The following is a 26,742-nucleotide window of genomic DNA, read 5'->3' as shown; positions in this document are numbered from 1 at the left end:
ACCCGCCCACCGATCAGCTCGTTGACCGCCAATGCTTGCGTCATCCGGCCCTCCCGCTACTGCGCTGGACAGTGCAGCATACTGCACTATCCCGGGCGACGGGTCGGCCGAACGGCAGCCATGGGGACCGTCCGAGTCCCTCGCTGCGCACCGGGTAGGCGGACGTAGGTGGACGGATCGCGCAGAGACGTCTGGGTCTGCGGCGTGCGGATGGCGTCATACGAGGTGGGGCCCGAGCACGGCGACCAGGTCGTGGTCGTGCCGGGTCTATGTGTCGCCTCGTACCTCTGGCCAGCGTGCGACGCACTGGCACGCCAGGGCTTCCACGTGGAGCTGGTCGAGCCACCTGGCTGGCCGCGCAGCGGCCGGCCGCGACCTGAGCCGGCCGACCTGGCGGCACTGGCGGTCTACGTCGAGGTCTGGCTGGACCGACGCGATCTGACCGACGTCCTGCTCGTCGGGCAGTCGGTGGGTGCGCAGCTCGCCGCGCACGTCGCGGCGCGTGCCCCTGACCGGGTGCGTGCCCTGGTGCTGCAAGGTCCGGTCTTCGACCCGGGGCTGCGCACGGTGTCTCGCAGCCTCGGACGTTGGCTGCTCGACTTCCCTCGCGAACACCCGGGTCTGGCCGCGCGAGAGATACCGGAGTGGCTGCGGGTCGGCCCGCGCAGGGTGGCGCTCGTCCTTCGGCAGTCGTTGCGGGACCGGCTCGAAGAGACGGTGGCGGCGGTTCGGGTGCCGGTGACGGTCGTGGTCGGTGAGCACGACACGCTCTCCGACGAGGAGTGGCAGGCATCGTTGACGAGGCCGCCGGCACCTCCGGTCGTGATGCCGGGAGTGGGACACAGTGCCCCGCACGCCACGCCGGAGGCCTTCGCCAGGGTGGTCGCCGAGCTCCGGTGACGAGTCGCTCTGCCTTCCCGGAGGAGCACCTGCACGTCGTCAGTCGGTGAGCCGGGCGTCCTCGTCGGCCCCCTTCTCCGCCTCGACGTTCGTGTCCGGCTCGCCCGGCTCGGACGGGGTGGGCTGGTCCTGCGGCCGGCCCCCTCCCGCCGTCCCGGTCGGTTCGGCGTCCTGGTCGTGGTACTCGTCCTCTGGTGTCATGACGACGCGGCTACCCGTTGCCGGGGGGCTCAAGCGGCATTTCCCGGTGCCGTCGCGGGTAGGGCCTCGGCATGCAGCCCGTCCCGGAGATCCGCTCGCATCTCGCGCGGCTGTCCGCGCTGCTGGACCGAGACCGTGACGTCGGCGCCTACCTGAGGGCGGTCGCCGATGTGGCGCAGGCGCTGGTCCCCTCGTGCGTAGGTGTGAGCATCACCTTGCTCATCGACGGTGATCCCTACACGGTGACCGCGACGTCGCTGGAGACCGCCGAGCTGGACGCCGTGCAGAACCTCGACGGCGGGCCGTGCGTCGAGGCCGTCGAGCGGCCGGAGAAGGTCGAGGTGCCCGACTTGCTGGACGAGGGCCGGTGGCAATACTTCGCCCAGGCGGCGGCCGCCCACGGCATCCGCTCGTCACTGTCGTTCCCGATCCGGGACGTCGACGACGTGGTGGTGGGCGGGATGAACCTCTACGCCTCCGAAACGGACGCGTTCGCCGACCAGCGGTTCATCGAGGTGGGCTTCGGAGCGGACCTCGCTGAGGTGGTGAGGAATGCCGATCTCGGGTTCCGGACCCGCCAGCTCGCCCGGGAGCTGCCGGAGCGGCTCGCCGCCCGCGAGACCCTCGACCTCGCCGTCGGCGTGATGATGGGCCGCCGTGGCTGGACCCGCGAGAGTGCCAGAGCCCAGCTCGAGCGCGCCGGGGAGCTGGCGGGCGTCCCCAAGGAGACAGTCGCCGACATCGTGATGTCGATGGAAGGCGGTGGCTCGGCCGACTAGCAGGGCTCGCCCGGTCTTCGCATGGCCGGCTCCTGCCTACGTCCGTCGGGACGCCACAGGCCCGCGGTGTGACAGAGCCGCTACGGGAAGTAGTCGAAGCGATTCGGTGAGCAGCGTTTGTCCCGCGCTCGACCGGATACCGCTTCCAGTAACGCTGCAAAAAGCCGGCGTCACCTGGCCCAGATGCCTGAGGAGACGTCGCGTGCGCGTGCTCGGAGTCAACGCCCTGTTCCACGACCCTGCCGTGGCGCTGGTCGTCGACGGTGAGGTCGTCGCCGCCGCCGAGGAGGAGCGCTTCAGCCGGCGCAAGCACGGCAAGCGCCCGGTCCCCTTCGCCGCCTGGGAGCTCCCGGAGCTGTCGGCACGGTGGTGCCTCGAGACCGCCGGGTTGCGCCCGGAGGACCTCGATGCCGTCGCCTACTCCTTCGACCCCCGGCTGGCCCGGCCGGCGTCGGAGCAGGGTCTCGACGACCCGTGGGACCACCTCCGGCTGACCTATGCGGAGAAGGCGCCCGGCTTCCTGGCGGCCGGGATGCCGGGCCTGGACCCCGGCGCGGTGCAGTTCGTGCCGCACCACGTCGCCCATGCCGCCTCCGCCGGCCTGGCGGCGCCCGTGCGCGACTCCAGCGTGCTCGTGCTGGACGGACGCGGCGAGGCCGTCAGCCACCTGGCGGGTCGGTACGCCGCAGGTGAGCTTGAGGTGCTCGCCAGCCAGGCACTGCCCCACTCGCTGGGGCTGCTCTACGAGGACGTGACGGAGCATCTCGGGTTCCTGCGGTCCAGCGACGAGTACAAGGTCATGGCGATGGCCTCGTACGGCCAGCCGCGTTTCCTCGCCGAGCTCACGGACCCGGTCCGCGCCACCGGCGACGGCGGCTTCCACACCGACCCGGTCGACTGGGGGTCGCTGGCGAAGCGACTGGGCCCGGGCGACGACTGGACGCAGGACCACGCCGACCTCGCGGCCAGCGTCCAGCGCCGGCTCGAGGAGGTGCTCCTCGACCTCGTCCGCTGGCTGCACCAGCAGACCGGCGGGACCGCCCTCACCCTCGCGGGCGGCGTCGCCCTCAACTGCGTCGCCAACACCCGGATCGCGGCCGAAGGACCGTTCGACCAGGTGTGGGTGCAGCCTGCGGCCGGCGACGCGGGGACCGCTCTCGGTGGCGCACTGCACGTCGCCGCGGGCGCCGGTGACCCGGTCGGGCCCATGCCGGGCGCGGACCTGGGGCGGGGCTGGACCGACGCCGAGGTCGAGACCTGGCTCACGACCGCGAAGGTGCCCTACGAGCGCCCGGTGGACATCGCCGACGCCGTGGCCGAGCTGCTGGCGGACAACGGCATCGTGGCGTGGTTCCAGGGCCGCAGCGAGTACGGGCCGCGCGCTCTCGGGCACCGCTCTCTGCTGGCGCACCCGGGCTTCCCGGCCAACCTCGAGCGGATGAACGACGTCAAGGGCCGGGAGCAGTTCCGGCCGGTGGCGCCGATGGTGCTGGCCGAGCGCGCCCGCGACATCTTCGGCCGCGGCCCGGTGCCGTCGCCGTACATGCTCTTCGTGCACGACGTAGCCGCGTCCTGGCGCGAACGGATCCCCGCTGTGGTCCACGTGGACGGGACGGCTCGGATCCAGAGCGTCGACCGCGCCGACGAGCCGCTCGTCGCGCGGATGCTCGAGCGGTTCGAGGCGCGCACCGGTCTGCCGGTGGTGGTCAACACCAGCTTGAACACCGCGGGTCGGCCGATGGTGGACGACCCACGGGACGCGCTGGAGTGCTTCGGCTCCGCCCCGGTCGACGCGCTGGCGATTGGCCCGTTCCTCGTACGGCGTGGGCAGTGGCCGTGAGCAGCCTGAACACCTGGCGGGCCGGCGACTACGCCGTCGTGGTGCCCACCGTCGGGCGACCGAGCCTCGGGGTGCTCCTCGACTCGCTCGCCGCCACGGGGGGCCCACTGCCGAGCGAGCTGGTGGTCGTCGACGACCGGGCGACGCCGGCTCCGCTGCCACCTGTGCCGGACCGGCTGGCCGACCGGCTGCGCGTGCTGTCCAGCGGCCGGCGCGGGCCGGCGGCTGCCCGCAACGTCGGCTGGCGCACGGTGCGCAGCCAGTGCCCCTGGGTCGTCTTCCTGGACGACGACGTGGTGCTACCGCGCGACTGGGCCGTGCGCCTCGTCGAGGACCTGTCGCAGCCGCCGGAGGTGGTCGGGGTGCAGGCCCGGCTCACCGTGCCGCTTCCGGTCGGTCGCCGGCCCACCGACTGGGAGCGGGGGACGAGGGGGCTCCAGCGAGGCTGGTGGATCACCGCAGACATGGCCTACCGGCGCGACGCGCTGGAGCGGGTCGGCGGCCTGGACGAGCGGTTCCCGCGCGCCTTCCGGGAGGACGCCGACCTCGCCCTCCGGGTGAAGGCAGGAGGTGGCCGGCTGGTTCGCGGCGACCGGACGACGATCCACCCGGTGCGTCGTGCGGACCGCTGGGTGAGCGTCCGGGTCCAGGCCGGCAACGGCGACGACCCGCTGATGCGACGGCTGCACGGACCGCGCTGGCGGCAGGCCGCGCACGCGGGCACCGGTCGTCGTGGCCGGCACGGCGCCGTCACCGCGGCTGCCGTCGGCGCGGTCGCAGCCCGGCTCGCCGGTCGGCGCGGCGCGGCGGTGGTGCTGGCTGCGGGCTGGCTGGCAGGGACCGGGCTGTTCGCCTGGGAGCGGATCGCCCCGGGGCCGCGGGACCGCGACGAGGTCACGACCATGCTGCTGACGAGTGTCGCCATCCCGCCCGTGGCCACCTGGCACTGGCTGCGCGGGTGGTGGCGGCACCGGGGCGCCGGGGCGTGGACGGCCGAGGTGCCGGTGAGCGCCGTGCTCTTCGACCGGGACGGGACCCTCGTGCACGACGAGCCATACAACGCCGACCCGGACCTGGTCCGGCCGGTCGCTGGTGCGCTGCAAGCGGTCGACCGGCTGCGGGCCCGGGGAGTGCGGACCGGCGTGGTCACCAACCAGTCGGGGATCGGACGGGGGTTGCTCAGCCAAGAGCAGGTGCGGCGGGTGAACCGGCGGGTCGACGAGATCTTCGGAGGGTTCGACGTCTGGGCGCTCTGCCCGCACGTCGACGAGGACCGGTGCCGGTGCCGCAAGCCCGCACCGGGCATGGTCCTCCAGGCCGCCCGGCAGCTGGGTGTCCCGGCACGTGAGGTCGTCGTCATCGGGGACATCGCCGCCGACGTGCACGCGGCGCTCGGGGCAGGTGCCCGGGGCATCCTCGTCCCCAACCACGCCACCCAGCCGGACGAGGTCGCTGCTGCACCGCTCGTCGCGCATGACCTGACCACCGCCGTGGAGATCGCTCTGGGCGGTGCCCGGTGACGCGCGGCGAGCCGACTGTTATGCCACGACGCCGGGTGCTCGTCGTCCGGCTCGACGCGGACGGCGACGTGCTGCTGGCCGGGCCCGCGGTCCGGGCGGTCGCCACAGCCGCCGACGTCGTGCTGCTCGTGGGACCTCGAGGACGGCAGGCGGCCGGCCTGCTGCCGGGCGTCGCGGACGTCATCGAGTGGTCGGCACCCTGGATCGAGCCGGCACCAGCCCCGCGGGTCACGCAGCAGCACCTCGACCTGCTGGTGCAGCGGGTGCGGGCGGCCGCCGTCGACGAGGCGGTAGTCCTCACGTCCTTCCACCAGTCGGCGCTGCCGACGGCGTTGCTGCTCCGGCTGGCCGGGGTCGGCCGGGTGACCGCGATCAGCGACGACTATCCCGGCGCGCTGCTGGACACGCGCGTCGTCGACCCGGGCGACGTCCCGGAGCCGGTCCGCGGCCTCACGGTCGCCGCATCCGCGGGATTCGTCCTTCCCGACTCGGACGACGGTCGACTGGCCGTGCGACGGCCGCTGCCGGACACCACCCCGCTCGCCGGCCCGAGCGGCTACGTCGTCCTGCACCCCGGTGCCTCCGTGCCGGCGCGCGCCTGGCCGGCCGACCGATGGGCGCAGACTGCGCGAGCGCTCGTCTCGTGCGGGCTCCGGGTCGTCGTCACCGGCGGTCAACACGAGTGCGACCTGACCTCCGAGGTCTGCGACGGCAACGACGCCCGCGACCTCGGCGGACGGACGACGATGCCGCAGCTCGCGGGCGTGCTGGACCGTGCCGCCTCCGTCGTGGTCGCCAACACAGGGCCGGCGCACCTGGCGGCCGCGGTGGGGACTCCAGTCGTGTCGCTGTTCGCGCCGACCGTGCCCGCGGCCCGCTGGGCTCCCTACGGCGTGCGGCTCCAGCTGCTCGGTGACCAGGAGGCCCCGTGCCGCGGCAGCCGGGCGACCAGCTGCCCGGTCCCCGGCCACCCCTGTCTCACCCGGGTCAGCGCGGACGACGTGGTGCGGGCGCTGCACGGGCTGGAGGAGGACGTCGCATGAGAGTCCTCCTCTGGCACGTGCACGGCTCGTGGACCACGGCCTTCGTGCAGGGTGCGCACCACTACCTGGTGCCGGTCAACCCGGCCCGGGACGCCGACGGGCTCGGCCGGGCCCGGACGTACGACTGGCCGGACTCGGTGACCGAGGTGCCCCTCGAGCAGCTGGCGGATGCGGAGCCGGACGTCGTGCTGCTGCAGCGGCCGCGCGACCTCGAGCTGGCCAGAGCGCACCTGCGCCGAGAGCCGGGAGCCGACCTGCCGGCGATCTGGGTGGAGCACAACACGCCTCGTGGCGACGTGGCGGACGCCACGCACCCGCTGGCCGACCGCTCCGACGTGGTGCTCGCGCACGTCACGAACTTCAACGAGGTCTTCTGGGACAGCGGGCGGGCGCCCACCACCGTGATCGAGCACGGAGTGGTCGACCCGGGGCTGCGCTGGACCGGCGAGCTGCCCCGCGCCGCCGTCGCCGTCAACGAGCCGGTCCGCCGCGGGCGGGTCACCGGCACGGACCTGCTGCCACACTTCGCGACAGAGGTGCCGCTGGACGTCTTCGGCATGGGCGTGCGCGGCCTGGGCGAGCACCTCGGGCTGAGCCCGGAGCTCCTGACGGAGCACGACGACCCACCGCAGGCACGGCTGCACGAGGAGATGGCGCGTCGGCGGGTGTACCTGCACCCTCTGCGCTGGACATCTCTGGGGCTCTCCCTGATCGAGGCCATGCACCTCGGGATGCCGGTCGTCGCGCTCGCGGCCACCGAGGCAGCCGAGGCCGTGCCGCCTGGCGCAGGTGTGGTCTCGACCAGGGTCGGTGTGCTCCGCGCTGCCCTGCGGGAGCTCGTCAACGACCATGCGCTCGCCCGGGAGACCGGGCTCGCAGCACGGCGCGCTGCACTCGACCGCTACGGCCTCGGTCGCTTCCTCGACGACTGGGACCAACTTCTCAAGGAGGTGACGTGATGCGGATCTCGATGGTGTCCGAGCACGCCAACCCGCTCGCCGTCGTCGGCGGCGTCGACGCCGGAGGCCAGAACGTGCACGTGGCGGCGCTCGCCACCGCACTGGCGGCCCGAGGGCACGACGTGGTGGTGCACACCCGGCGGGACGACCCGCGCGTCCCCCGGCGGGTCCGCCTCGCCGACGGTGTGGTGGTGGACCACGTACCGGCGGGGCCCCCGGAGCCGGTCGCGAAGGACGACCTGCTGCCCTTCGTCCCCGAGCTCGGCCGGGCGCTGGCTGACACCTGGGCCGAGCACCGCCCCGACGTCGTCCACGGGCACTTCTGGATGAGCGGGCTGGCTGCACTGGTCGGTGCCCGCGACCTGGACCTGCCGGTCGTGCAGACCTTCCATGCGCTGGGCACGGTCAAGCGCAGGCACCAGGGAGCGGCCGACACCAGTCCGGCGCAGCGACTGCGACTGGAGGCGGCCGTCGGCCGCAGCGTCGACCGTGTCGTGGCCACCTGCGCCGACGAGGTGGACGAGCTGGCGCGGATGGGCGTCCGTCGCGAGTCCGTCGAGGTGGTGCCCTGCGGCGTGGACCTGGCTCTCTTCACCGAGCACGGCCCGGCGTTGCCGCGCAGCGGACTGCGCCGGCTGGTGACCATCGGACGGCTGGTCGAGCGGAAGGGCGTCCAGACGGTCATCGAGGCACTGGCCGCGGTCGGCGGCACCGAGCTCGTCGTCGCAGGCGGGCCCGACCCGGCGGACGTCGACGCCGATCCCGACGTACGTCGGCTGCGTGCCGTCGCGCGGGAGCACGGCGTGGCCGACCGGGTCGAGTTCCTGGGCCGGGTGCTGCGCGAGGACGTGCCGGCGTTGCTGCGCTCGGCCGACGCCGTGGTCACGGTGCCGTGGTACGAGCCGTTCGGGATCACTCCGCTGGAGGCGATGGCGTGCGGACGGCCGGTCGTCGCGTCCGCCGTGGGCGGCCTGACCGACACGGTCGTCGACGGGGTCACCGGCATCCTCGTGCCACCGCGTCGCCCGGACCTGCTCGCGGCGGCGCTGCGGCCGCTGCTCGCGGACCAGGTGCAGCTGCAGGGCTTCGGCTTCGCCGCCGCCGACCGGGTGCGGGTCCGCTACGGATGGGACCGGGTCGCCACAGACACCGAGCGCGTGTACGACCGGGTCGCGGACGAGCGGGCGGAATCCGCTGCCGGCACCGACCACCTGGCGGTGGCCCGGTGAACCGCGAGATGCCGACCGGCGCCCGCCACGTGGAGTCGCTGTGCGCCGCGCTCGCCAGGTGTGGTGATTCCATGTCGGACACGACAGAGCGCTGGGGCCGACACCTGGCGCAACGGCTGCCGGCAGGCGGCCGGCTGCTCGCTGCCGGCAACGGCGGCAGCGCCGCCCAGGCGCAGCACCTGACGGCGGAGCTGGTGGGCCGCTACCGGGACGACCGTAGGCCGCTCTCCGCCATCGCCCTGCACGCGGAGACCTCGTCACTGACCGCGATCGTCAACGACTTCGGGCCGGACGAGCTGTACGCGCGCCAGGTGCTCGCGCACGGCCGACCCCGGGACGTGCTCGTGGTGATGTCGACGAGCGGGCGGTCGCCGAACGTCGTGCAGGCAGCCTGCGCCGGCCGCCGCGCCGGACTCACCGTCTGGGGCATGACCGGTCCGGCACCCAACCCGTTGGCAGACGTGTGTGACGACGTGCTCGCCGTCGACGCCGACAGCACGGCCACGGTGCAGGAGGTGCACCTCGTCGCGCTGCACCTGGTGTGCGCCGCCCTCGACGTCGGCCTCGGAGTGTGCCCGCGCGACGTACTCGACCTCCGGTCCCGGGAGGTGGTGGCGTGACGCATCCACGCCTCCGGCTGACCGTCGTGGGTGACGTGCTGCTCGACCGCGACGTCGTCGGCACGGTGGACCGGGTGTGTCCCGACGCCCCGGCACCGGTGGTGGACGTCATCGACGAGGTGCTCCGCCCGGGCGGTGCCGGTCTGGCAGCCGCCCTGCTGGCGGCCGACGGCCACCGGGTGCGGCTGCTCGCCACTGTCGGGGACGACCCGGTGGGCCGGACGGTCGCCGACGTGCTCCGGCGTCGCGGGGTCGAGCTGGTCGCCCTGCCGACCTCGGGCTGCACCCGGGAGAAGATGCGGGTGCGAGTCTCGGGACAGTCCCTGGTCCGCCTGGACAGCGGCACGGCGACCCCGCCGGAGGGCATGCCCGACAGTGCCCGCTCCGCGCTGAGTGACTGCGACGCCGTGCTGGTCTCGGACTACGGGGGTGGGGTCCTGGCATCGCCCGAGGTCCGCGACGCGGTCGCCGCCGCGGCCAAGGACCGACCCGTGGTCTGGGATCCCCACGTCCGCGGCGCCGAGCCGGTGCCCGGCTGCCGGCTGGTGACGCCGAACAGCCAGGAGGCGGCCGCCCTGGCCGCGGCCGTCAGCGCCGACACCAGCCCGCTCGCTGCCGCGGGCCGCGACGCCGAGCTGCTGCGACGCCGGTGGCAGGCGGCGGCGGTCTGCGTGACGCTCGGTGCGCGGGGTGCCCTGGTCGGCTACGGCTCCGGTGCCCCCCTGATCGTGCCCGCGGAAACGGTGGAGCGCGGCGATCCCTGCGGTGCCGGTGACCGCTTCGCCGCCTCCGTCACCGCCGCGCTGGGTGCCGGCTCGGTCGTCTCCGACGCCGTGCAGGAGGCGGTGCGCTCCGCTGGCGCCTTCGTCGCCGGAGGTGGGGCCGAGTGCTTCGTGACCACGGCCTCTGTCGGAGGTGTCACGACCGACGTCGTCCCGGCCGGGACAGCCGCACCGACGGTGGACCAGGTCCGGGACGCCGGCGGTCTCGTGGTGGCGACCGGAGGGTGCTTCGACCTCCTCCACGCCGGCCACGTCTCGCTGCTCTCAGCCGCGCGAAGCCTGGGTGACGCCCTCGTCGTCTGCCTGAACTCCGACGACTCGGTGGCCCGCCTGAAAGGGCCAGGGCGTCCCTTGGTGCCCGAGAGTGACCGCGCGCGCGTCCTCGAGGCCCTGGGCTGTGTCGACCAGGTCGTCGTCTTCGACGAGAGCACGCCGGACGAGGCGCTCCGGCGGGTCCGGCCGGACGTCTGGGTGAAGGGCGGCGACTACGCCCTGACCGACCTGCCCGAGGCAGCGGTCGTGGCGTCCTGGGGCGGGCAGACGGTGATCCTGCCCTACCTCGACGGTCGCTCCACCTCGTCCCTGATCGGTGCGGCTCGGACCAGCAGCCGAAACTTGACCCACGCCGCAACAGCGAAGGAGCACTCGTGACGGGACGACCTGGGACCGTGCTGGTGACCGGAGGGTCCTCCGGCCTCGGCGCAGCCACCGTGCAGGCGGTGCAGGGCGCCGGAGGACGACCACTGGTGCTGGACCGGGTGCCTCCGCCGTCGGAGGTCGCGCACGTGGTGGTCGACCTGGCCGACCGGCCGGCCGTCGAGGCTGCCGTCTCGGAGCTCGCCGACCGGGCCGGACAGATCGATGGTGTCGTGACAGCGGCGGGCATCGACCGGTGCGGCACGCTCGCCGACGTGCCGGCGGAGGAGTGGGAGCGGGTGGTCTCGGTCAACCTCCTCGGGACCGTCTCCGTGGTGCGGGCGGCTCTCCCGCACCTCCAGCGTTCCGCAGGGACGGTCGTGACGGTTGCGTCGACTCTCGGCGTCAAGGCGGTCTCCGACGCGACGGCCTACTGCGCCGCGAAGTTCGGGGTCGTCGGCTTCACCCGCGCCCTGACCGCGGAGCTCAAGGGCCAGGTGGGTGTGACGCTGCTCGTGCCTGGTGGCATGCACACCGCCTTCTTCGACGACCGGACCGAGCAGTACCGCCCCGGTCCGGACGCCAAGCTCAACCGGCCGGAGGACGTGGCCTCGACCATCCTCTTCGCCCTGACCCAGCCCCCCGGGTGCGAGATCCGCGAGCTGGTCGTGACCTCGTCCGAAGAGTCGTCCTGGCCGTGACCCGGCGGCCGAACCGCGGGGCACCCGGGGCGGACCCTCGCTCGGTGCTGGTCTACCGCGCGCTGGGCCTGGGCGACTTCCTCACCGGCGTGCCGGCCTACCGGGCGGTGCGCCGGGCCTACCCCGACGCCAGGGTCGAGCTCGCCGCACCGGCGGTCCTGGAGCCGCTGGCCGCGCTCACCGGCGCGGTCGACCGCCTGGTGCCGACGCCGGAGCTCACGACGCCGCGGTCGGAGAGCCGCCCCGACGTGGTCGTCAACCTGCACGGGCGAGGGCCGCAGAGCCATCGCGCTCTGCTGGCGCTGGCTGCCGATGAGCTCGTCGCCTTCCGGTGCGTCGACCCACTGGTCGAGGGCCCGGACTGGCGCCCGGACGAGCACGAAGTCAGCCGTTGGTGCCGGCTCCTGGAGGAGTCGGGCATCGCCGCCGACCCGACGGACCTCGACCTGCCGCCACCCGAGTCCCCGTCGGTGGATCCGGGGGCGACCGTTGTCCACCCCGGCGCCGCCCACCCGTCGCGGCGCTGGCCTGCCGAGCGCTTCGCGGAGGTGGTGCGGCACCTGGCAGACGAGGGGCACCGGGTCGTCGTCACGGGCAGTGCCGGCGAGCGGGACCTGACCGAGGCGGTGGCCGCCGCCGCCGACCTCCCGGACGCGGCCGCGCTCGGCGGTCGGCTGGAGCTCGCAGAGCTGGCGGCGCTCGTCGCCGGGGCGAGACTGGTCGTCTGCGGCGACACGGGCGTCGCGCACCTGGCGACAGCCTTCGGCACACCGTCTGTGCTCCTCTTCGGTCCGATGTCACCGGACCTGTGGGGCCCCCCTGTGGACCGGACGCAGCACCGCGTCGTGTGGCACCCGGAGGCGGACCCGGCCCTGCTCGCGATCGAGCCGGACGAGGTGGTCACGCTCGCCGCGGCGGCCGCCCGGGTATGAGGCCGCGCAGCCTTTCGGATGAGACGGCTCAGGCCGCGGCGGTCGCGGCGGCGAACCACTCGGCCGTGCGCCGGAGTCCCTCCTGCCATGGCACCGCCGGCTCCCAGCCGAGGCGCTCCCGGGCCAGCGTCGTGTCCGGCCTGCGCACGCCTGGGTCGTCGACCGGCCGATCGACGAAGACGATGTCGGACGACGAATCGGTGAGCTCGATGATGCGGCGGGCCAGCTCGAGCATGCTCATCTCGTCCGGGTTGCCGATGTTGACCGGTCCGGACAGCTCGCTGCGGGCGAGAGCGACGATGCCGGTCACCAGGTCGTCGACGTAGCAGATGGACCGGGTCTGGCTGCCGTCACCGGCCACGGTCAGCGGCTGCCCGGTCAGCGCCTGGCACAGGAAGGCGGGGATGGCCCTGCCGTCGTCCGGGCGCATCCGCGGGCCGTAGGTGTTGAAGATGCGGACGATGCCGGTGTCGACGCCGCGGCTGGTGCGGTAGGCGGTGACCATGGCTTCCGCGAACCGCTTGGCCTCGTCGTACACGCCGCGGGGGCCGACCGGGTTGACGTGGCCCCAGTACGACTCGGGCTGCGGGTGGACCTGCGGGTCCCCGTAGACCTCGGACGTCGAGGCGAGCACGAAGCGGGCCTCCTTCTCCAGCGCGAGACCGAGCGCGTGGAGGGTGCCGAGGCTGCCGACCTTCAGCGTCTCGATGGGCAGTTTGAGGTAGTCCACCGGCGACGCGGGGGAGGCGAAGTGCAGCACCAGGTCCACCTGGCCGGGCACGTGGACGAAGTCGGTGACGTCGCAGCGCACGAAGCGGAAGCGGTCGTCACCCTGCAGGTGCGCGAGGTTGGCCGGGTCGCCGGTCAGCAGGTTGTCCAGGCAGACGACCTCCACATCCTCCTCGACCAGCCGGCTGCACAGGTGCGACCCCAGGAAGCCGGCCCCGCCGGTGACGACCGCGCGCCGGACCTCGCGGCTCACCGCTCGCCTCGGCGGGTGGCGCGGCCGAGGTGCACGACCTTGGTGGCGGTCAGCTCGTCGAGCAGCTCGGGGCCGTAGCCGAATCCCTCGCCGCTCCAGCCGCGCGGCTGGGCAGCACCGCCCGGCGCACCGCCGAACACGGCGTTGACCTTGACCGTGCCGACCGGCAGCTTCCGCCACGCCTCCTGGGCGTGGTCCATGTCCGCCGTCAGGACGGTGGCGGCGAGGCCGTACGGCGACGACGCCGCGGCTGACAGGCCGGCCTCGAACGAGGGAACTGCGACCACGGGCAGCACGGGGCCGAAGGTCTCGTCCGCGAGCACGGCGACCCCTGGCGGGACGTCGGTCAGCACCGTGGCCGGGTAGAAGCTGCCTGCTCCTTCCGGCACGAAGCCGCCGGTCCAGGTGCTGGCGCCGGCCTCCTGGGCCTCCCGAACCTGGGTGTGGACGGCGCGGCGGGCCCGCTCGTCGACGAGGGGACCGAGTGTCGTCGCCGGGTCCTCACCGGGGCCCATGACCAGCGACTCCGCCTCCTTGACCAACGCCGCGACGAACTCGTCGATGACCGACTCGTGGACGTACACCCGCTCTACGGCCGTGCACAGCTGGCCGGAGTTGATGAACCCGCCCAGCGCCGCCTGGCCGGCGGCCCACACCGGGTCGACGTCCTCGTCCACCAGGAGCGGGTCGTTGCCGCCGTTCTCCAGCACGACCTTTGCCCCGGTGGCCGCTGCGGCCGCGGCGATCGCCCGGCCGGCCGCCGTGGACCCTACGTGCACCACGACGTCGACCCCGGCGTCGACGACCGCGGCGCCCACCTGGCCGTCACCCTGGACCACCGTGAGGACGCCGTCCGGCAGGTCCTCGGCGAAGAGGCGGGCGAGCTTCTCCCCGGTCAGCGGCGACCGCTCGGAGGGCTTGAAGACGACCGTGTTGCCGGTGAGCAGCGCGGCGGCGAGCAGGGCGGCCGGCACGGCCACCGGGTCGTTCCACGGTGTGATGACCGCGACGACGCCGCGTGGCTGGGGGAGCATGAGGTCGACCGCGTCCCAGGCTCCCTGGAGCGACCGGCCACGGTGCAGCGGCGCCAGCTCGGCATACTGCCGGACCGCTGCCGCCGCGGCCTGCACCCCGCCGCGCGCGAGCTCGGCAGGCCGTCCCATCTCCGCCGTCGTCGACCGAGTGAGGGCGTCGCCGTGCTCGAGTATTCGTGCCGCGACTGCACCGACCAGCTCGGCACGGTCACCGGGCGCACGGCGCGCCCATCCGCTGCCTGCCTCCCTGGCCGCCTGCACCGCGTTGGCGACGTCCCCGGGCGAGGCGACCGCGACCTGCCCGACGGCGCGGCCGGTGGCCGGGTCGTGGATGTCGACGACCTCCCGCGGCCCGGGTCCAGACCGGCGGTCCGCCGTCGGGTCCTCGGTGCGGTGCCGCGCCTGCTGGACCACGAGCCGCTCCATCCCGTCGGGTAAGCCGTCGAGGACGCCCTACCCCCGTGCGCCGGCTCGATGCGCGGACGACGAGACGGTTCTCCTGGCGGGGTCAGGGGAGGGCGTCGATCTCCAACCGGTGCTAGGTGTTCTCGGCGCGGCCGGTGAGCCGGTCGCGGAGGCGGTCGACGAGCCCCACGCCGGGGCCGACGAGCAGGTGGAAGGGCTTGGCGTTCGGCGCGTTGGGGTGCGGCCTGGTGGGAGCGAGCCGCTGGGCACGCTCCACCTTGGCGCCGATCTCGACCAGCTCGGCTGCGGGGATCCGGGCCCGCAGCTGAGGGAACTGCTCCTGCTCCTCGTCGGCGACATGGTCGTCAAGGACGTCCGTAAGCCTCCGGACGACGTCGCGGAAGTCGCTGCCGGCTGCATCCGCCTTCTCCAGCTCCTTGAGCAGCGACTCGATCTCCTTGTGCTCCTCGATGTCGTGCTCCACCGCCTTGTCCCCGTCGGGGAGGTGCTTCCGCATGGCCGGGTACACGTGCATCTCCTCGGAGACGGAGTGCCGCACGAGCTCGGCCACCACGGTGTCGGCAAGATCCCGTGCACGCTGCGGGTCGGCCTCGTTGCTGATGACCGCGAGCAGCGCCGTGATCTCGGCGTGGTCGCTGGTGAGGACGTCCACCACGTCGCGAGCGCTTTCGGTCCCTTCACGGTCGCCCCCCGACCTGGTCGCGGCGAACCCGGTCGCGACGGCGGCGGCCCCCGCCACTGCAGCGCCTGCCACGACGGTCGGCGACACGCCGGCCTTGCCCGCGTCGCCCCTCGAGCTGGCGGCCTCCGCCGTCCCTGGCGTCCCGACAGCCGCGCCGGGGCGCACGTCGCCGCGCCAGGCGCCCGTGGGAACGTCCAGGCTCTCGATGAAGGACTTGAAGCGGGACAGGTCCTCCTTGGCCTGCCGCTTGACCAGCCCGAGGGCGTCACCCGCCTTCTCGACCAGGCCTTCCGGCTCGTACTCGAGCTCGAGGCGGACCAGGGTCCGCCCGGGGTCCACCGACTCGAAGTAGACGGCACCGGCGTTCGTGGCGCCCTCGGTGGCCGCCCAGGCGACCTTCCGGTCAGGCAGCTGCTCGAGGATCTCCGCGTCCCACTCGCGCCGGACGCCGGCAACCTCCGCCACCCAGTGCAGCCGTGAGTCGGTGACCTGGTCGACCGACACGACTCCGTCCATGAATCGTGGGAACTCCTCGAACTGCGTCCACTGGTTGTAGGCCAGGTTGACCGGGACCTCTACCGTGACCTCGTCCTTGACCTTGGTCGTCATCGACGTCTCCTCCTGTCCTCCTGCTGCGCTCGGGTGACCAGGCGGGTCCCCGCCCGCCCGGCAGTGAAACCTGCAGCGCCCCCTTGCGGCGGGTGTGGTCTAGAGTGAGAAGTCCGCGGGCGCCCTTCGTGTGGTGGCTGGAACAGCCTTCCGTCACAGGCTCGACGTCTACCTCCCTGAGAGAAGCGTCGCGTCATGCCTCATTCCGGTGCTGCCCACCCCACCCCCTCACTGATCGAGGCGTTCAGCGAGATCGCCCAGCACGTGCAGTCATCGGAGGACCCCGACGACAGCATGCAGCGGATCACCGAGACCGCTCGGGACGCCATCCGGGGCTGCGACTCCGCCAGCCTGAGCCTGCTCACACCCGACGGTGCGGTCACCCGGGCGGCGACCGACCTGCTGGCCCGCGACGGGGACCAGATCCAGTACGAGGAGCACGAAGGTCCGTGCCTGGACGCCGCGATGCAGGAGCGGTGGCTCTACGTACCCGTCCTGCGCAGCGACCTGCGCTGGCCCAGGTCCGGCGCCCGGATGGCCGACGAGGTCGGCGTCGGCAGCATGGTGAGCTGCCGGCTGACCCTGGACGCCGCACCGAACCACACGCTGGGCGGGATGAACCTCTACTCCACCAAGGAGAACTCCTTCACCGACGAGGACCAGATGCTGGCGATCCTGCTCGCCTCGCTGGGCGCCGTCGTCGTGGACGCCTCCCGGCAGCAGGCGCACCTACGGGCCGCCATCGAGTCCCGGCAGGTCATCGGCGAAGCCATCGGCATCATCAAGTCGCAGGGCAGCGTCAGCAGCGACGAGGCCTTCTCCATGCTCTCCCAGGCCTCGCAACGGATGAACGTCAAGCTCCGCGACCTGGCCAGACGCATCGCGGCCGGAGAGCAGCCGGTCACGCCCGGCACCAAGGCCGTCCCGCGGCCAGCACCCCCCAGCACCGCTCTTGGGCGCCCGGACGCCGACTAGCGGTAGGGGCGGCGGCTCAAGACGGAGGGCCGCCGCCTCGTCCCAACCCCTTAGGGAGCTTGGCCGAAGCGGCCCAAGCAACGAGCCGCCAAGGCGCCGGTCCGCCAAGACCCCGCGGGGCCGGTGGGTCAGGAGACGGCCGCCTTCACGAGGGCGACGACCTTCTTCTCCACCGCGGGACCCCACCGCTTGAGGGCGTACGACACGGCCCACAGGTCGCCGTCGTCGAGGTTGGCGGTGTCCTGGAAGCCGAGCGTCGAGTAGCGGTAGCCGAACTTCCCGGAGTCCTGGAAGAAGATGACGATCTTGTCGTCCTTGTTGGCGTAGGCGGGCATCCCGTACCACGTCTTGGGCGACAGCTGCGGCGCGTTGGCCGTCACGGCGACGTGCACGCGCTCGGCGAGTGCGCGGTCCTCCGGCGCCATGTCGGCGATCTTGTCGAGGACCGCCTGGAGCCCGTCGGCCTTCTTGGCGCCCTTCTTGCCTTCGGCGCGCAGCTCCGCGGCGCGCTCCTTCATCGCGGCTCGCTCCTGGGCGGTGAAGCCGTCGGACGCTGTCGTGGCGGTCTTCGTGGGCATGTGCGGGCTGCCTCTCGACGCTGCGGCCTGGCGGGGCGCCGGGCCATCTGCAGCCAACGCTAGGTCCGCCGGGACCCCGGGGCTTCTCGATTCCTGACCGCTTCCCGGCTCGGCGTGCCGCCTCAGCGCGGGGTGTCGGAGGTCACCGAGAGGAGCTCGAAGGCCTCCACCGGCTCCGACTTCCCCTTGAGGTCGGTGGGCCCGAGAGGGCGCACGTCGAGAGCGAGACCGGTCCCGGAGCCCGCCTCGCGCACGGTCCGGCCCGAGACGGTGATGCGGCCCGGCCGGGAGAGACCCTGCAGGCGGGCGGCGACGTTGGTGGTGTCGCCGATCACGGCGAAAGAGCGCTGCGCACCGGCGCCGACGTTCCCGATCACCGCCACCCCGGTGTTCACGCCCACACGGAACCGGGGCCACTCCTTCGAGGTCCGCACGTCGGAGGAGTGGTCCCGGACGGCGACGGCGGCGCGCACCGCTCGCGCCGCGTGGTCGGGATGGTCACCCAAGGCGTTGAAGACGGCCAGGATCGCGTCGCCGGCGAACCGCTCGATCAGTCCGCCCTCACGGTCCACCACGACGGGGACCACCGAGCCCCAGTAGGCGTTGAGCATGTCGATCACCTCGGTGGCCGGCCGGCCCCCGGCGAACGTCGTGAAGCCGGCGAGGTCCGCGAACAGCACGGAGACCTCCTGCTCCCGCCCGCCGAGCCGGGCCAGCGCCGGATCCTCGTCGAGGCGGTCGGCCAGGTGCGGCCCGACGTACTGACGCAGCAGCCGGTCCATCCGGGCGAGCTCACGCGCCGAGTCGGTCATCACCGCGACCTGGTCGGCGGGGAATCCGCGCGAACGCAGCAGCTCGGCGGCCTCGGCGACGGTGCCTGTGGCGTCGGCGCGGACCAGCTCGGCCATCGCGACCGACTGACGCCGGTCCAGCCGCTCCAGCGTGCGCTCCAGGTACATGCCCCCGAAGGCTCCCGACACCGAGTGCGCAGTGCGGTACTCGTGCCGGGCGGCGACCAGGATCGTGGCGAATGCCACTGCCATCAGGACGTGCCACTCCCACCACGACGCCCGCCAGGCCCGGCCGAACGCCATCGCGACCAGCGCCTCGGCGAGCAGCACGAACCCAACCGCCACGGCGAGGGGCAGCGGACGGCGGCGCGCGCGGTAGAGCCGCAGGTAGCGCCAGGCCGCGAAGGCGTACGCCGCCACGCCGAACGGGACGAGCACCAGCAGCCACGGCGCCCGCTCCGACTCGATGACCCGGTCGAGCGGGGGGACGCCGGCCATCGAGGCGACCGCCCACCCCCCGAGCACGACGACCAGCCCGACCCGCATGGGCGTCTCCAGCCGGCGCACGGTGTCGGCGTGGGCGTCCACCTCGAGCGACGACAGCGCGGCGAAGACCGACGCAAGGAGCAGCCCGACCGGCGTGGCCAGGACGAAGCCGGCGTTGGCTCCGCGGAGCAGCACGCCGGGCGTGGCCAGCGCGTGCAGGCCGAGGAAGGCTGCACTGGTGAGCAGGACCATGGAGACGAGGAAGAGCCGCTCGTCCAGGCTGCGCCGCGCTACCTCGCTCACGACCAGACCGAGGACGACGTTCAGCAGAGCGACGCCGGACACCAGCCAGAAGTGCGAGGGATGGTGCTCCCAGTGCCCGTCGGACGACGGCACGGCGAGCAGGAGGGCCAGGCCGGCCATCGGGAGCGCCAGGACCAGCCACCAGACAGGCGACGGTGGTCCCGTCATGGACCCGCGGGACGCCATGCGCCGATGATAAGGCGGTGACAGCGGCCGACCCGCGTCCGGACGACCCTGCGCTTCGGGCCATGGCGCACGGCGTCCTCGACGCCAACCGCTACCTGGTCCTCGGCACGAGCGAGCGCGACGGCCGACCACGGGTGTCGCCGGTCTACTTCACCCACGACGGCTACCGCCACCTCTACTGGGTGTCGTCACCGGCGTCGACGCACTCCGGCAACGTAGCGGCGGACAGCCGGGTCGGGATCGTGGTCTTCGACTCGTCGAGGCCCACGCAGGAGACCGAAGCGGTCTACGTCACCGCGACCGCTGCCGAGGTCGCGTCGGACGAGCTCGTCGACGCCTGCGCCGCCGCGTTCGCCCGGCTGAGTGGGGGAGCGCGACCCTTCACGCCGGAGGAGCTGTCCGGGGACGCCGACCTCCGGCTCTACCTGGCCGTCGTCGAGACCGCGCAGGTGCACGTCCGCGGCAGCCACCCGGTGTGGGGGTCCGGCATCGACCGCCGGGTGACCGTCCGGCTGGGCTGAGACCGGTCGCCGTACGGCGCTGCCGGCCGCTCGGTCCGGCTGACCCGGCCCGTCGGGATGACCCACTTCCTCCCGGTCTCGGGCCTAGTACGCCGGACGAGTCCCCGTCAATGAGGCCAACGCTCTTGTCGCCGTGATCTTGGCGGACCAGAGTGCGAGAGCGCACGGTCCGGCCGCGCGCGTCCATCGTCCATGGGAGGGACCTGTTCATGCGTTCACGCTCGATGCTCGCCGCGCTCGCCGCGGCCGCTCTGGCCGCCGGGATGGCTGCCACGCCGGCCCATGCGGCCGGCCCGCTGATCCAGGGGCTCGCCGGGCCGCTGGCGATCTCGGTCGACGACGGCAAGATCTACGTCGCCCAGTCCTTCGGGGGGATGCTCAGCCGTTACGGCACCGACGGCAGCGGCGGCAAAACCCTCTACCAGCGCAAGCCGAAGGTCGAGATCGGCGCCGTGCAGGCCGCCGGGCCGGGCACTCTGTTCGCGGTCACCGGCAAGAACGCCGACGGCAAGTTCGCCAAGCTCAAGCACCGCGCGTCCGACGGCACCGTGACGACCCGGGCCGACCTGCGCGGCTTCGAGAAGCGGTTCAACCCGGACGGCCACGTCACCTACAACTTCCGCGACATCAGCGCCACGTGCGCCAAGAAGGTCCCGGATGAGGTGGGCGGCGCGTCGTACAAGGGCATCGTCGACTCGCACCCGTACGCCACCGCCATGATGGCCGACGGCACGGCGGTCGTCGCCGACGCCGCGGGGAACGACATCATCACCGTCAGCCCGAGCGGCTTCCGCACCGAGATCGCGACGCTGCCCGGTCAGCCCGTTCGCGTCAGCAAAGCCCTCGCGGGGCAGTTCGGCCTGCCGGGCTGCACCGTCGGCCACAACTTCTGGTTCGAGCCGGTGCCGACCGACGTCGAGGTCCACGGCGGGATGCTCTACGTGTCCGTGCTGCCCGGTGGCCCGGAGGACCCGAGCCTGGGTGCCCGTGGCCGGGTCTACACCGTCGACCCGGACACCGGTGAGGCGACGCTGATCGGCAAGGGCTTCGCCGGGGCGACCGACCTGGCCGTCTCGCCCAAGGGCAAGGTCTACGTCACCGAGCTGTTCGGTGGCCGGGTCTCCACCATCAAGGACGGCATGGCGAAGAAGGTTTTCGCCGCGGAGCAGCCCGCTGCCATCGAGTGGTACAAGGGAAAGCTGTACGTCGCCGGCGGTCTCGAGGGGCCCGGCTACGTCCGGAAGGTCACGCCCTAGCGGCTCACCCACTGGCGCGCTGCCGAGGTCGCTAGTCTCCATGCCGGTGGACGGCATGGAGGACCCGGCGGCGCGCCACGAGCCGTTGCCGGTCGACCCCGACGTGCTCGGGTCGGAGCGGCTCGCCGGCCGGCACGGGCTCGGTGCGCAGCTCGCCGAGGTGCTGGGGTCGCGCACCGACGTCCTGGCCGTGATCGCGCTCGGCGGCGCGGCCGGCGCAGTGCTGCGGCACGGCGCCGAGGAGCTGCTGCCGCGTGACCGGGAGGGCTTTCCCTGGGCCACCTTCCTCGTCAACGTCAGCGGTTGCCTCGCGATCGGCGCGCTGATGGTGGTGATCGCCGCCTGGTGGCCGCGGTCGCGCTACGTGCGCCCGCTGCTCGGGGTGGGCCTGCTCGGCGGCTTCACCACCTTCTCGACGTACGCCCTCGAGAGCCGTGACCTCGTCGCGGCGGGTGCCGCACCGACCTCGGTGCTCTACGTCGTGGCAAGTCTCGGCGCGGGCCTGCTGGCCGTGGTGGCCGGCATGGCCGCCGGTGAGGGACTGGTCCGGCGCCGGCGGCCGACGCACCGGGCGGCGCCGTGACCGTGGCCCTGGTGCTGCTCGGGGCCGCCGTCGGTGCGCCGTTGCGCTACGTCACCGACCTGCTCGTGCAGTCTCGGCACGACTCGGTGCTGCCGTGGGGGACCCTGGTCGTCAACGTCAGCGGCTCCCTCGTGCTGGGGGTCGCAGCGGGCGCCCTGCCGGGCCACTCGTGGGCGCTGGCCCTCGTCGGCACCGGCTTCTGCGGTGCGCTCACCTCGTTCTCGACGTTCGGCTTCGAGACGGTGCGGCTGGCGCAGGACGGGTGGGTGAAGGCCGCCGTCGCCAACGTCGTGCTCGGCGTGTGCCTCTCGCTCGCCGCCTGCGCGCTCGGCTGGTGGGTGGCAGCCGCCCTCGTCTGACCCGGTCGGTGGCTGATGCAGGCGGGCCGTTGGTCCCGCAGCGGCCCGGTGCAGGCGGGACCTTGTGCCCTGCCCCTGCCCGCCGCCCGGGACGACTCTGGACGCACTGGTTCGGAGGAGGTGCGTCATGGCTGCTCACCTGGGCGACGAGACCGCTCACCGGGACGACGAGGCCGGTCCTCACGACCACCGAGGACTCCGGGTGCTCACGCTCGACGAGTGCATGCGCCACCTGCGCGGGACCCTCGTCGGCCGGATCGCCTTCCTGCACGAGGGCGAGCCGGTGATCTTCCCGGTCAACTACGCCCTCGATGGCCTGGACGTGGTGTTCCGGTCGACCTGGGGGTCCAAGCTGGAGCACGCCCAGCACGCCGGCACGGTCGCCTTCGAGGTCGACGGCTTCGACGACGAGCAGCGCCTCGGCTGGAGCGTCCTCGTCAACGGCGTCGCTGACGTGGTCTACGACGAGCAGGAGTCCGACCGGCTGGACCGCCTCCCGCTCCGCGGCTGGGCCAGGACTACCGAGCCGACGTTCTGGGTGCGGATCCGGGCCGAGCAGGTGACCGGTCGGGCGATCGACCCGCCCGGCACCGGGTCAGCGCCGGCTACCTGAGCCAGCTCCGCGCGCGGCGGATCAGGCCGCCTGGCAGCGCGGGCACCAGAACAGGTTGCGGCCGGCCATCACCGCGGTGGCCACCGGGGTCCGGCACACCCGGCAGGGCAGCCCGGTGCGCCGGTAGACGTAGTGGGCGTCGTCCCGCCGGATCCGGCCGGCCGGCCGGTCCCGGTGCGCCGGACGGGTCGTGACGATGCGGCCGGCGCGCAGCCCGGCCTTCATCAGGGTGACCAGGTCGACCCACATGGCGTCCCACTCCGGCCGCGTGACGAGGCTCCCGGGGCGGAAGGGTGACACCGCGGCGCGGAAGAGCACCTCGGCCCGGTAGACGTTGCCGACGCCTGCGACGACCGCCTGGTCCATCAGCAGCTGGCCGACGGCGCTGCGGCTGCGCGACAGACGGTCCCACGCGTCGTCGCCGCGTGGCCGGGGGCGCAGCGGGTCCGGGCCCAGCCGGGCCTCTAGCACCGCCTTCTCCACCGGCGTCCACACCTCGCAGGCGGTCGGGCCGCGCAGGTCGGCGAAGGAGCCGTTGCCCTCGAGGCGCACCCGCAGCGCACCCCTGGGGACGGGCGCGGGCGACGTACCGAACGTCCAGTGGCCGTAGAGCCCCAGGTGGACGTGGAGCCACCGCTGGTCCGGGAAGCCGAGGAACAGGTGCTTGCCGTAGGCCTCGGCGGTGCACAGCGGACGGCCGGACAGGAGGGCGGCACCGTCGACGAAGCGGCCCTGCGGGCTGGTCACGTGCACCGCGGTGCCGCCGAATCGCGCGAGGTGCTCGCGCGCGTTGCGGTGGACGGTATGACCCTCGGGCACCGGCACACGGTAGCCGGGCGCCGTGCGGGTCTAGCTCTCCCACCACCGCGTCTCGGGCTCGCCCTCGGCGGCCAGGATCGCCGCGGACGTCGGCCCGTCGATCAGGGTCAGGTCACAGAGCAGGGCGAGCGGCACGTGCTCGTGCAGCAGGGTCATGACGACCGTGTCGGCGAGGTCGAGCACGGCGGTGCCGGTCGTGGTGCCGGTCGTGCTGCCGGTCGTGGTGCCGGTCGTGGTGCATGTCGTGGTGCTCATGGTCCGGCCTCCGGTCTACGGGTGCCACGGGACTACACCCATGGTGTCGACAGGACTAGTCCCTCGGCTTGAGACAGCGGCCGCAAAGCCGCGGCAAAAGGCGAGCGCCCGGCCCCCCGAGGGGGACCGGGCGCTCGACCGGGCGAGCCGGTGTCAGACGGGGCGCACCTGGTCGGCCTGCGGGCCGCGCTGGCCCTGGGTGACCTCGAACTCCACGCGCTGGTTCTCGTCCAGCGAGCGGTAGCCGTCGGCCTGGATGGCCGAGAAGTGCACGAAGACGTCGGGGCCGCCGCCGTCCTGGGCGATGAAGCCGAAGCCCTTCTCGGCGTTGAACCACTTGACGGTTCCCTGGGGCACTGTCTCTCCTTCGGAGGAAACGAGTTTCGGTCGCCGCACCGCGCGGCGCCCGGGTCGTCAGATCGCGTTCCCTCTTCAGGTCCCGACACGGGGTCAGGGCCGTCTCACCAATCACGCCCGACCGTTGGACGGCCGGGCGTTCACGACTCAGAGGCACTCACAACTTCCAACCGGGGCACACGCTAGGACATCCCTGCCGGGAATGTCCATGCCGCCCCGGGCCGGATGACCGGGCCTTGACCGACCCGGCCTCGACCGGCGGTCACCCGTGGACGACGCGCAGCCCCCAGCGCAGCCGGTGGGTGTCGCCGGGCTCGAGGACGACCAGGTCGGTCCCGCTGTTGAAGGCGTCGGCGGGACAGCTCATCGGCTCGACCGCGATGCCTTCGCGGCGGCGCGCCGCGTCCGGCAGGGTGTCGCCGGTGAACACCTGGACGCAGCGGGTGGCCGCGTCGGCCCAGAGCTCGACGCCGGTCCGGCTGCGCGGCTCGGTCAGCCGCACCCGCACCAGTCCGTCCGGCCCCGGCTCGAGACCCACGTAGGCGTCGTCCAGCCGCAGGTCGCCGACCACCCGGCCGGCGCGGAAGTCGTAGGGCGTGCCGGTGACGTCCTCGGACCCCACCGGAAGCGACCGGTCGTCGGTCAGCAGCCGCCGGCTCGCCGGGAGGGTGAGCACCGTGTGGTCGGCCGGGACCCCGGCGGTCAGGTAGGGGTGCTGCCCGACCCCGTAGGGCGCAGCGCCGGTGCCGTCGTTGCGCGCCGCGATCTCGACCGTCAGGCCGTCGTCGTCGAGCGTGTACGTCGCTGCCAGCCGCAGCAGCCACGGGTACCCGGTCTGCGGCCAGACGGTCGTCGTCAGCGACACCCGGTCGGCCCCCTGCTCGGCGACCACCCAGCCGACCCACCGGACGAGCCCGTGGATCGCGTTGCCTGCCGCCACCTCGCTGACGGCGAGCTGCTGCTCCGCCCCGTCGAACGCATAGCGGCCGCCACGAACCCGGTTGGGCCACGGCGACAGGACCTGGCCGCGCCCCCCGTCCGGCCGGGCGTCCTCCGGGAAGCCGTCGACGAGCAGCCGGTCGTCCACCCGGTAGTCGCGCAACGTCGCGCCCATCTCGGTCACCACCGCGGTCTGCTCGCCACGCGTCAGCACGTGCTGCGCGCCGGTGGGCGACGTGCGCGTCGACGGCATCCGGGACCTCCGCTCGGCCGGGCGCCGAGGAGCGTACCGCGTGGCCGGCCGGCGGGCGCTCCTCCTGGGGCCGCCCGCCCTCAGCGGACCTCGTCCTCCATGTGCTCGATGTCGCGGAAGCCGGTCTTCTTGGCGCGGATCCCCCGGTTGGTGAGCCAGGTGAGCGCCCACAGCACGACGCCGATCGCGAGGAGACCGCCGGCGATCTGGCAGACGATCACGTCGCGGTCCACCCACGGGCCGGCCAGGAAGAGACAGAGGGCCGCGGCCAGCGCCGGCGTCGGCCCGGGGTCCGGAAGCGAGACTCGCGCCCGTCGCCGCGCAGGACGAGGCACGCGATGCTGACGACCGCGAAGACCATGAGCAGCAGCAGGGCCGTGGTGCTGGCCACGTTGAGGACGATGTCGCTCTCGGCGCGCGACGAGACGTACCAGGTCAGGCCCAGCGCCAGGGCGGTCGAGAAGGCGATGCCGGCCGTAGGGGGCGCGGCTGTTGGGCGAGACCTTGGCCAGGGACCGCGGCGGACCTCCTGCTTGGCCAGGCCGTAGAGCAGCCGGCTCGCCATCATCATGTTGATCAGGGCCGTGTTGGCGACCGCGAAGACGGCGAGGAAGGGGAACACCCGGTCGATGAGGAAGTCGGGCGCCCCCGCGCTGACGACCTCGAGCAGCGCCGCGCCCTCCGACTCGTTGATCTTGGCCAGCTCGTCGGGCGTCAGCACGGCGACGACCGCGAAGGCCACCAGCACGTAGATGATCACTGTGATCCCGAGGCCGGTCAGCATCGTGCGCGGGAAGATCCGCTACGGGTCGTGGCACTCCTCGACCATGTTGACGGAGTCCTCGAAGCCGACCATCGCGAAGAACGCCACGGCGGTCGCCGCGGTCACGGCGAGGAAGACGCCCTTGTCCTCCGGCGAGGAGAAGGTGGTGACGCGGCTGAGGTCGCCGTCCCCCTGCGCGATCGCCCAGAACCCGACGCCGATGACGATGGCGAGCGCGGTGATCTCGACCAGCGTCAGGATGACGTTGAGCTTCACGCTCTCGCCGACCCCGCGCAGGTTGATCAGGGCCAGCAGGACCATGAACGCCATCGCGATCAGGATGATGATGCCGGTGCTGGAGCTTCGTCGAGCCAGCCGTTGACGACCAGCCCGCCGGTGAGGTCCTGCGCGAGCACGGTCGAGGACGTCGAGGCGCTGGTGATGCTGGAGCAGACCGCCGCGAAGGCGACCAGGAAGGTCGCGAAGTGGATGCCGAAGGCCTTGTGCGTGTAGAGCGCGGCGCCGGCGGCCTGGGGGTACTTGGTGATCAGCTCGAGGTAGGACATCGCGGTCAGGGCGACCAGGAAGGCGATCACGAAGGGGACCCACACGATGCCGCCGACGATGCCCGCCATCTGGCCGGTCACGGCGTAGACCCCTGCGCCGAGGATGTCGCCGACGATGAACAGCAGGAGGAGCTTGCGCCTCATCACCCGGCGTAGCTCGGGCTCGTTCGTCACATGGGCCTGGTCTGCTGTCGCGGTGCTCATCTCGCGTCCCTCGTGTCGAGCGGCCCGGACCTCTGTCTCCAGAAGGCTCATCGTGGGCCC

29 protein-coding genes and 1 pseudogene are annotated in these 26,742 nt (G+C 73.2%); 17 read left to right on the top strand and 13 right to left on the bottom strand.

From position 1 onward, the window contains the following. The first annotated feature begins 210 nt into the window (after positions 1-210). Positions 211-900, top strand: coding sequence for an alpha/beta fold hydrolase (locus VK640_10170; GenBank protein ID HTE73548.1), 690 nt, complete (start codon positions 211-213; stop codon positions 898-900). Between the two features lie 39 nt (positions 901-939). On the opposite strand, the gene VK640_10165 is transcribed toward VK640_10170, so the two are convergent. Continuing rightward, on the bottom strand, positions 940-1,101 hold the full coding sequence (locus VK640_10165; protein ID HTE73547.1) for a hypothetical protein: 162 nt from the start codon (positions 1,099-1,101) through the stop codon (positions 940-942). Between the two features lie 71 nt (positions 1,102-1,172). On the opposite strand from VK640_10165, the gene VK640_10160 reads away from it, so the two are divergent. The 10 genes from VK640_10160 (at position 1,173) to VK640_10115 (ending at position 12,142) form a co-directional block, all read left to right on the top strand. Beyond that, a complete protein-coding gene (locus VK640_10160; GenBank protein HTE73546.1) occupies positions 1,173-1,880 on the top strand; it encodes a GAF and ANTAR domain-containing protein in 708 nt (235 codons plus the stop codon). A gap of 202 nt (positions 1,881-2,082) precedes the next feature. Continuing rightward, a complete protein-coding gene (locus VK640_10155) occupies positions 2,083-3,720 on the top strand; it encodes a carbamoyltransferase C-terminal domain-containing protein (GenBank protein HTE73545.1) in 1,638 nt (545 codons plus the stop codon). Beyond that, positions 3,717-5,240, top strand: a complete 1,524-nt coding sequence (locus VK640_10150) for an HAD-IIIA family hydrolase (protein HTE73544.1) — start codon at positions 3,717-3,719, stop codon at positions 5,238-5,240. Before VK640_10155 ends, VK640_10150 begins: the two co-directional genes overlap by 4 nt. A 20-nt stretch (positions 5,241-5,260) precedes the next feature. Beyond that, on the top strand, positions 5,261-6,283 hold the full coding sequence (locus tag VK640_10145) for a glycosyltransferase family 9 protein (GenBank protein HTE73543.1): 1,023 nt from the start codon (positions 5,261-5,263) through the stop codon (positions 6,281-6,283). Then, entirely contained in the window at positions 6,280-7,242 is a 963-nt protein-coding gene (locus tag VK640_10140) for a glycosyltransferase (GenBank protein HTE73542.1), read from the top strand. Before VK640_10145 ends, VK640_10140 begins: the two co-directional genes overlap by 4 nt. Next, complete coding sequence (locus VK640_10135; protein HTE73541.1) at positions 7,242-8,471, top strand: glycosyltransferase; 1,230 nt, start codon at positions 7,242-7,244, stop codon at positions 8,469-8,471. Before VK640_10140 ends, VK640_10135 begins: the two co-directional genes overlap by 1 nt. After that, positions 8,369-9,091, top strand: coding sequence for an SIS domain-containing protein (locus tag VK640_10130; GenBank protein HTE73540.1), 723 nt, complete (start codon positions 8,369-8,371; stop codon positions 9,089-9,091). Before VK640_10135 ends, VK640_10130 begins: the two co-directional genes overlap by 103 nt. Further along, complete coding sequence (rfaE2, locus tag VK640_10125; GenBank protein HTE73539.1) at positions 9,088-10,524, top strand: D-glycero-beta-D-manno-heptose 1-phosphate adenylyltransferase; 1,437 nt, start codon at positions 9,088-9,090, stop codon at positions 10,522-10,524. Before VK640_10130 ends, rfaE2 begins: the two co-directional genes overlap by 4 nt. Next, the gene (locus tag VK640_10120) at positions 10,521-11,210 is read left to right on the top strand and encodes an SDR family oxidoreductase (protein ID HTE73538.1); all 690 of its coding nucleotides are present in this window, start codon (positions 10,521-10,523) and stop codon (positions 11,208-11,210) included. Before rfaE2 ends, VK640_10120 begins: the two co-directional genes overlap by 4 nt. A gap of 44 nt (positions 11,211-11,254) precedes the next feature. Beyond that, positions 11,255-12,142 carry a glycosyltransferase family 9 protein gene (locus VK640_10115; protein HTE73537.1) on the top strand — a complete coding sequence of 296 codons (888 nt, stop codon included), beginning with the start codon at positions 11,255-11,257 and terminating at the stop codon, positions 12,140-12,142. Positions 12,143-12,170: 28 nt separating this feature from the next. On the opposite strand, the gene VK640_10110 is transcribed toward VK640_10115, so the two are convergent. The 3 genes from VK640_10110 to VK640_10100 all read right to left on the bottom strand — a co-directional run bounded on the left by VK640_10110 (position 12,171) and on the right by VK640_10100 (position 15,875). Next, on the bottom strand, positions 12,171-13,124 hold the full coding sequence (locus tag VK640_10110; protein ID HTE73536.1) for a UDP-glucuronic acid decarboxylase family protein: 954 nt from the start codon (positions 13,122-13,124) through the stop codon (positions 12,171-12,173). Next, positions 13,121-14,584 carry an aldehyde dehydrogenase gene (locus tag VK640_10105; GenBank protein HTE73535.1) on the bottom strand — a complete coding sequence of 488 codons (1,464 nt, stop codon included), beginning with the start codon at positions 14,582-14,584 and terminating at the stop codon, positions 13,121-13,123. Before VK640_10105 ends, VK640_10110 begins: the two co-directional genes overlap by 4 nt. 112 nt (positions 14,585-14,696) lie before the next feature. Continuing rightward, positions 14,697-15,875 carry a hemerythrin domain-containing protein gene (locus tag VK640_10100; GenBank protein HTE73534.1) on the bottom strand — a complete coding sequence of 393 codons (1,179 nt, stop codon included), beginning with the start codon at positions 15,873-15,875 and terminating at the stop codon, positions 14,697-14,699. 195 nt (positions 15,876-16,070) lie between these two features. On the opposite strand from VK640_10100, the gene VK640_10095 reads away from it, so the two are divergent. After that, positions 16,071-16,850: a GAF and ANTAR domain-containing protein gene (locus VK640_10095; protein HTE73533.1), complete on the top strand. Its 780-nt coding sequence runs from the start codon at positions 16,071-16,073 to the stop codon at positions 16,848-16,850. Between the two features lie 128 nt (positions 16,851-16,978). On the opposite strand, the gene VK640_10090 is transcribed toward VK640_10095, so the two are convergent. Continuing rightward, the gene (locus tag VK640_10090) at positions 16,979-17,428 is read right to left on the bottom strand and encodes a hypothetical protein (protein ID HTE73532.1); all 450 of its coding nucleotides are present in this window, start codon (positions 17,426-17,428) and stop codon (positions 16,979-16,981) included. A 122-nt stretch (positions 17,429-17,550) separates the two neighbouring features. Further along, positions 17,551-19,194 carry an adenylate/guanylate cyclase domain-containing protein gene (locus tag VK640_10085; protein ID HTE73531.1) on the bottom strand — a complete coding sequence of 548 codons (1,644 nt, stop codon included), beginning with the start codon at positions 19,192-19,194 and terminating at the stop codon, positions 17,551-17,553. A 17-nt stretch (positions 19,195-19,211) separates the two neighbouring features. Between VK640_10085 and VK640_10080 the strand changes: the two genes are divergently transcribed. The 5 genes from VK640_10080 to VK640_10060 all read left to right on the top strand — a co-directional run bounded on the left by VK640_10080 (position 19,212) and on the right by VK640_10060 (position 22,526). Further along, positions 19,212-19,715 (top strand): pyridoxamine 5'-phosphate oxidase family protein, encoded by a 504-nt coding sequence (locus tag VK640_10080; protein ID HTE73530.1) that lies wholly within the window; start codon positions 19,212-19,214, stop codon positions 19,713-19,715. A gap of 209 nt (positions 19,716-19,924) precedes the next feature. Beyond that, positions 19,925-20,971 carry a ScyD/ScyE family protein gene (locus VK640_10075; GenBank protein HTE73529.1) on the top strand — a complete coding sequence of 349 codons (1,047 nt, stop codon included), beginning with the start codon at positions 19,925-19,927 and terminating at the stop codon, positions 20,969-20,971. A gap of 55 nt (positions 20,972-21,026) precedes the next feature. Next, the gene (gene crcB / locus VK640_10070) at positions 21,027-21,554 is read left to right on the top strand and encodes a fluoride efflux transporter CrcB (GenBank protein HTE73528.1); all 528 of its coding nucleotides are present in this window, start codon (positions 21,027-21,029) and stop codon (positions 21,552-21,554) included. Further along, positions 21,551-21,913 carry a fluoride efflux transporter CrcB gene (gene crcB, locus VK640_10065; GenBank protein HTE73527.1) on the top strand — a complete coding sequence of 121 codons (363 nt, stop codon included), beginning with the start codon at positions 21,551-21,553 and terminating at the stop codon, positions 21,911-21,913. The genes crcB (VK640_10070) and crcB (VK640_10065) overlap by 4 nt, the downstream gene beginning before the upstream one ends. Before the next feature lie 127 nt (positions 21,914-22,040). Beyond that, positions 22,041-22,526 carry a pyridoxamine 5'-phosphate oxidase family protein gene (locus tag VK640_10060; GenBank protein ID HTE73526.1) on the top strand — a complete coding sequence of 162 codons (486 nt, stop codon included), beginning with the start codon at positions 22,041-22,043 and terminating at the stop codon, positions 22,524-22,526. 21 nt (positions 22,527-22,547) lie between these two features. Here VK640_10060 and VK640_10055 read toward each other — a convergent pair whose 3' ends face one another. The 7 genes and pseudogenes from VK640_10055 to VK640_10025 all read right to left on the bottom strand — a co-directional run bounded on the left by VK640_10055 (position 22,548) and on the right by VK640_10025 (position 26,682). Then, positions 22,548-23,345 carry a zinc finger domain-containing protein gene (locus VK640_10055; GenBank protein ID HTE73525.1) on the bottom strand — a complete coding sequence of 266 codons (798 nt, stop codon included), beginning with the start codon at positions 23,343-23,345 and terminating at the stop codon, positions 22,548-22,550. Between the two features lie 30 nt (positions 23,346-23,375). Next, positions 23,376-23,600: a hypothetical protein gene (locus VK640_10050; protein ID HTE73524.1), complete on the bottom strand. Its 225-nt coding sequence runs from the start codon at positions 23,598-23,600 to the stop codon at positions 23,376-23,378. A 153-nt stretch (positions 23,601-23,753) separates the two neighbouring features. Further along, complete coding sequence (locus tag VK640_10045) at positions 23,754-23,957, bottom strand: cold-shock protein (protein ID HTE73523.1); 204 nt, start codon at positions 23,955-23,957, stop codon at positions 23,754-23,756. 262 nt (positions 23,958-24,219) lie between these two features. Beyond that, positions 24,220-25,149 (bottom strand): aldose 1-epimerase family protein, encoded by a 930-nt coding sequence (locus VK640_10040; protein HTE73522.1) that lies wholly within the window; start codon positions 25,147-25,149, stop codon positions 24,220-24,222. An 80-nt stretch (positions 25,150-25,229) separates the two neighbouring features. Then, positions 25,230-25,370 (bottom strand): hypothetical protein, encoded by a 141-nt coding sequence (locus tag VK640_10035; GenBank protein HTE73521.1) that lies wholly within the window; start codon positions 25,368-25,370, stop codon positions 25,230-25,232. Next, positions 25,367-26,233: pseudogene (locus VK640_10030) on the bottom strand (APC family permease). Before VK640_10030 ends, VK640_10035 begins: the two are co-directional and overlap by 4 nt. Before the next feature lie 14 nt (positions 26,234-26,247). Further along, complete coding sequence (locus VK640_10025; protein HTE73520.1) at positions 26,248-26,682, bottom strand: hypothetical protein; 435 nt, start codon at positions 26,680-26,682, stop codon at positions 26,248-26,250. Between the last annotated feature and the right edge of the window lie 60 nt (positions 26,683-26,742).

This window comes from Actinomycetes bacterium (assembly GCA_035489715.1).
In the GTDB taxonomy this organism is placed as follows: domain Bacteria; phylum Actinomycetota; class Actinomycetes; order JACCUZ01; family JACCUZ01; genus DATHAP01.
This window is presented reverse-complemented; position numbering and strand designations above follow the sequence as displayed.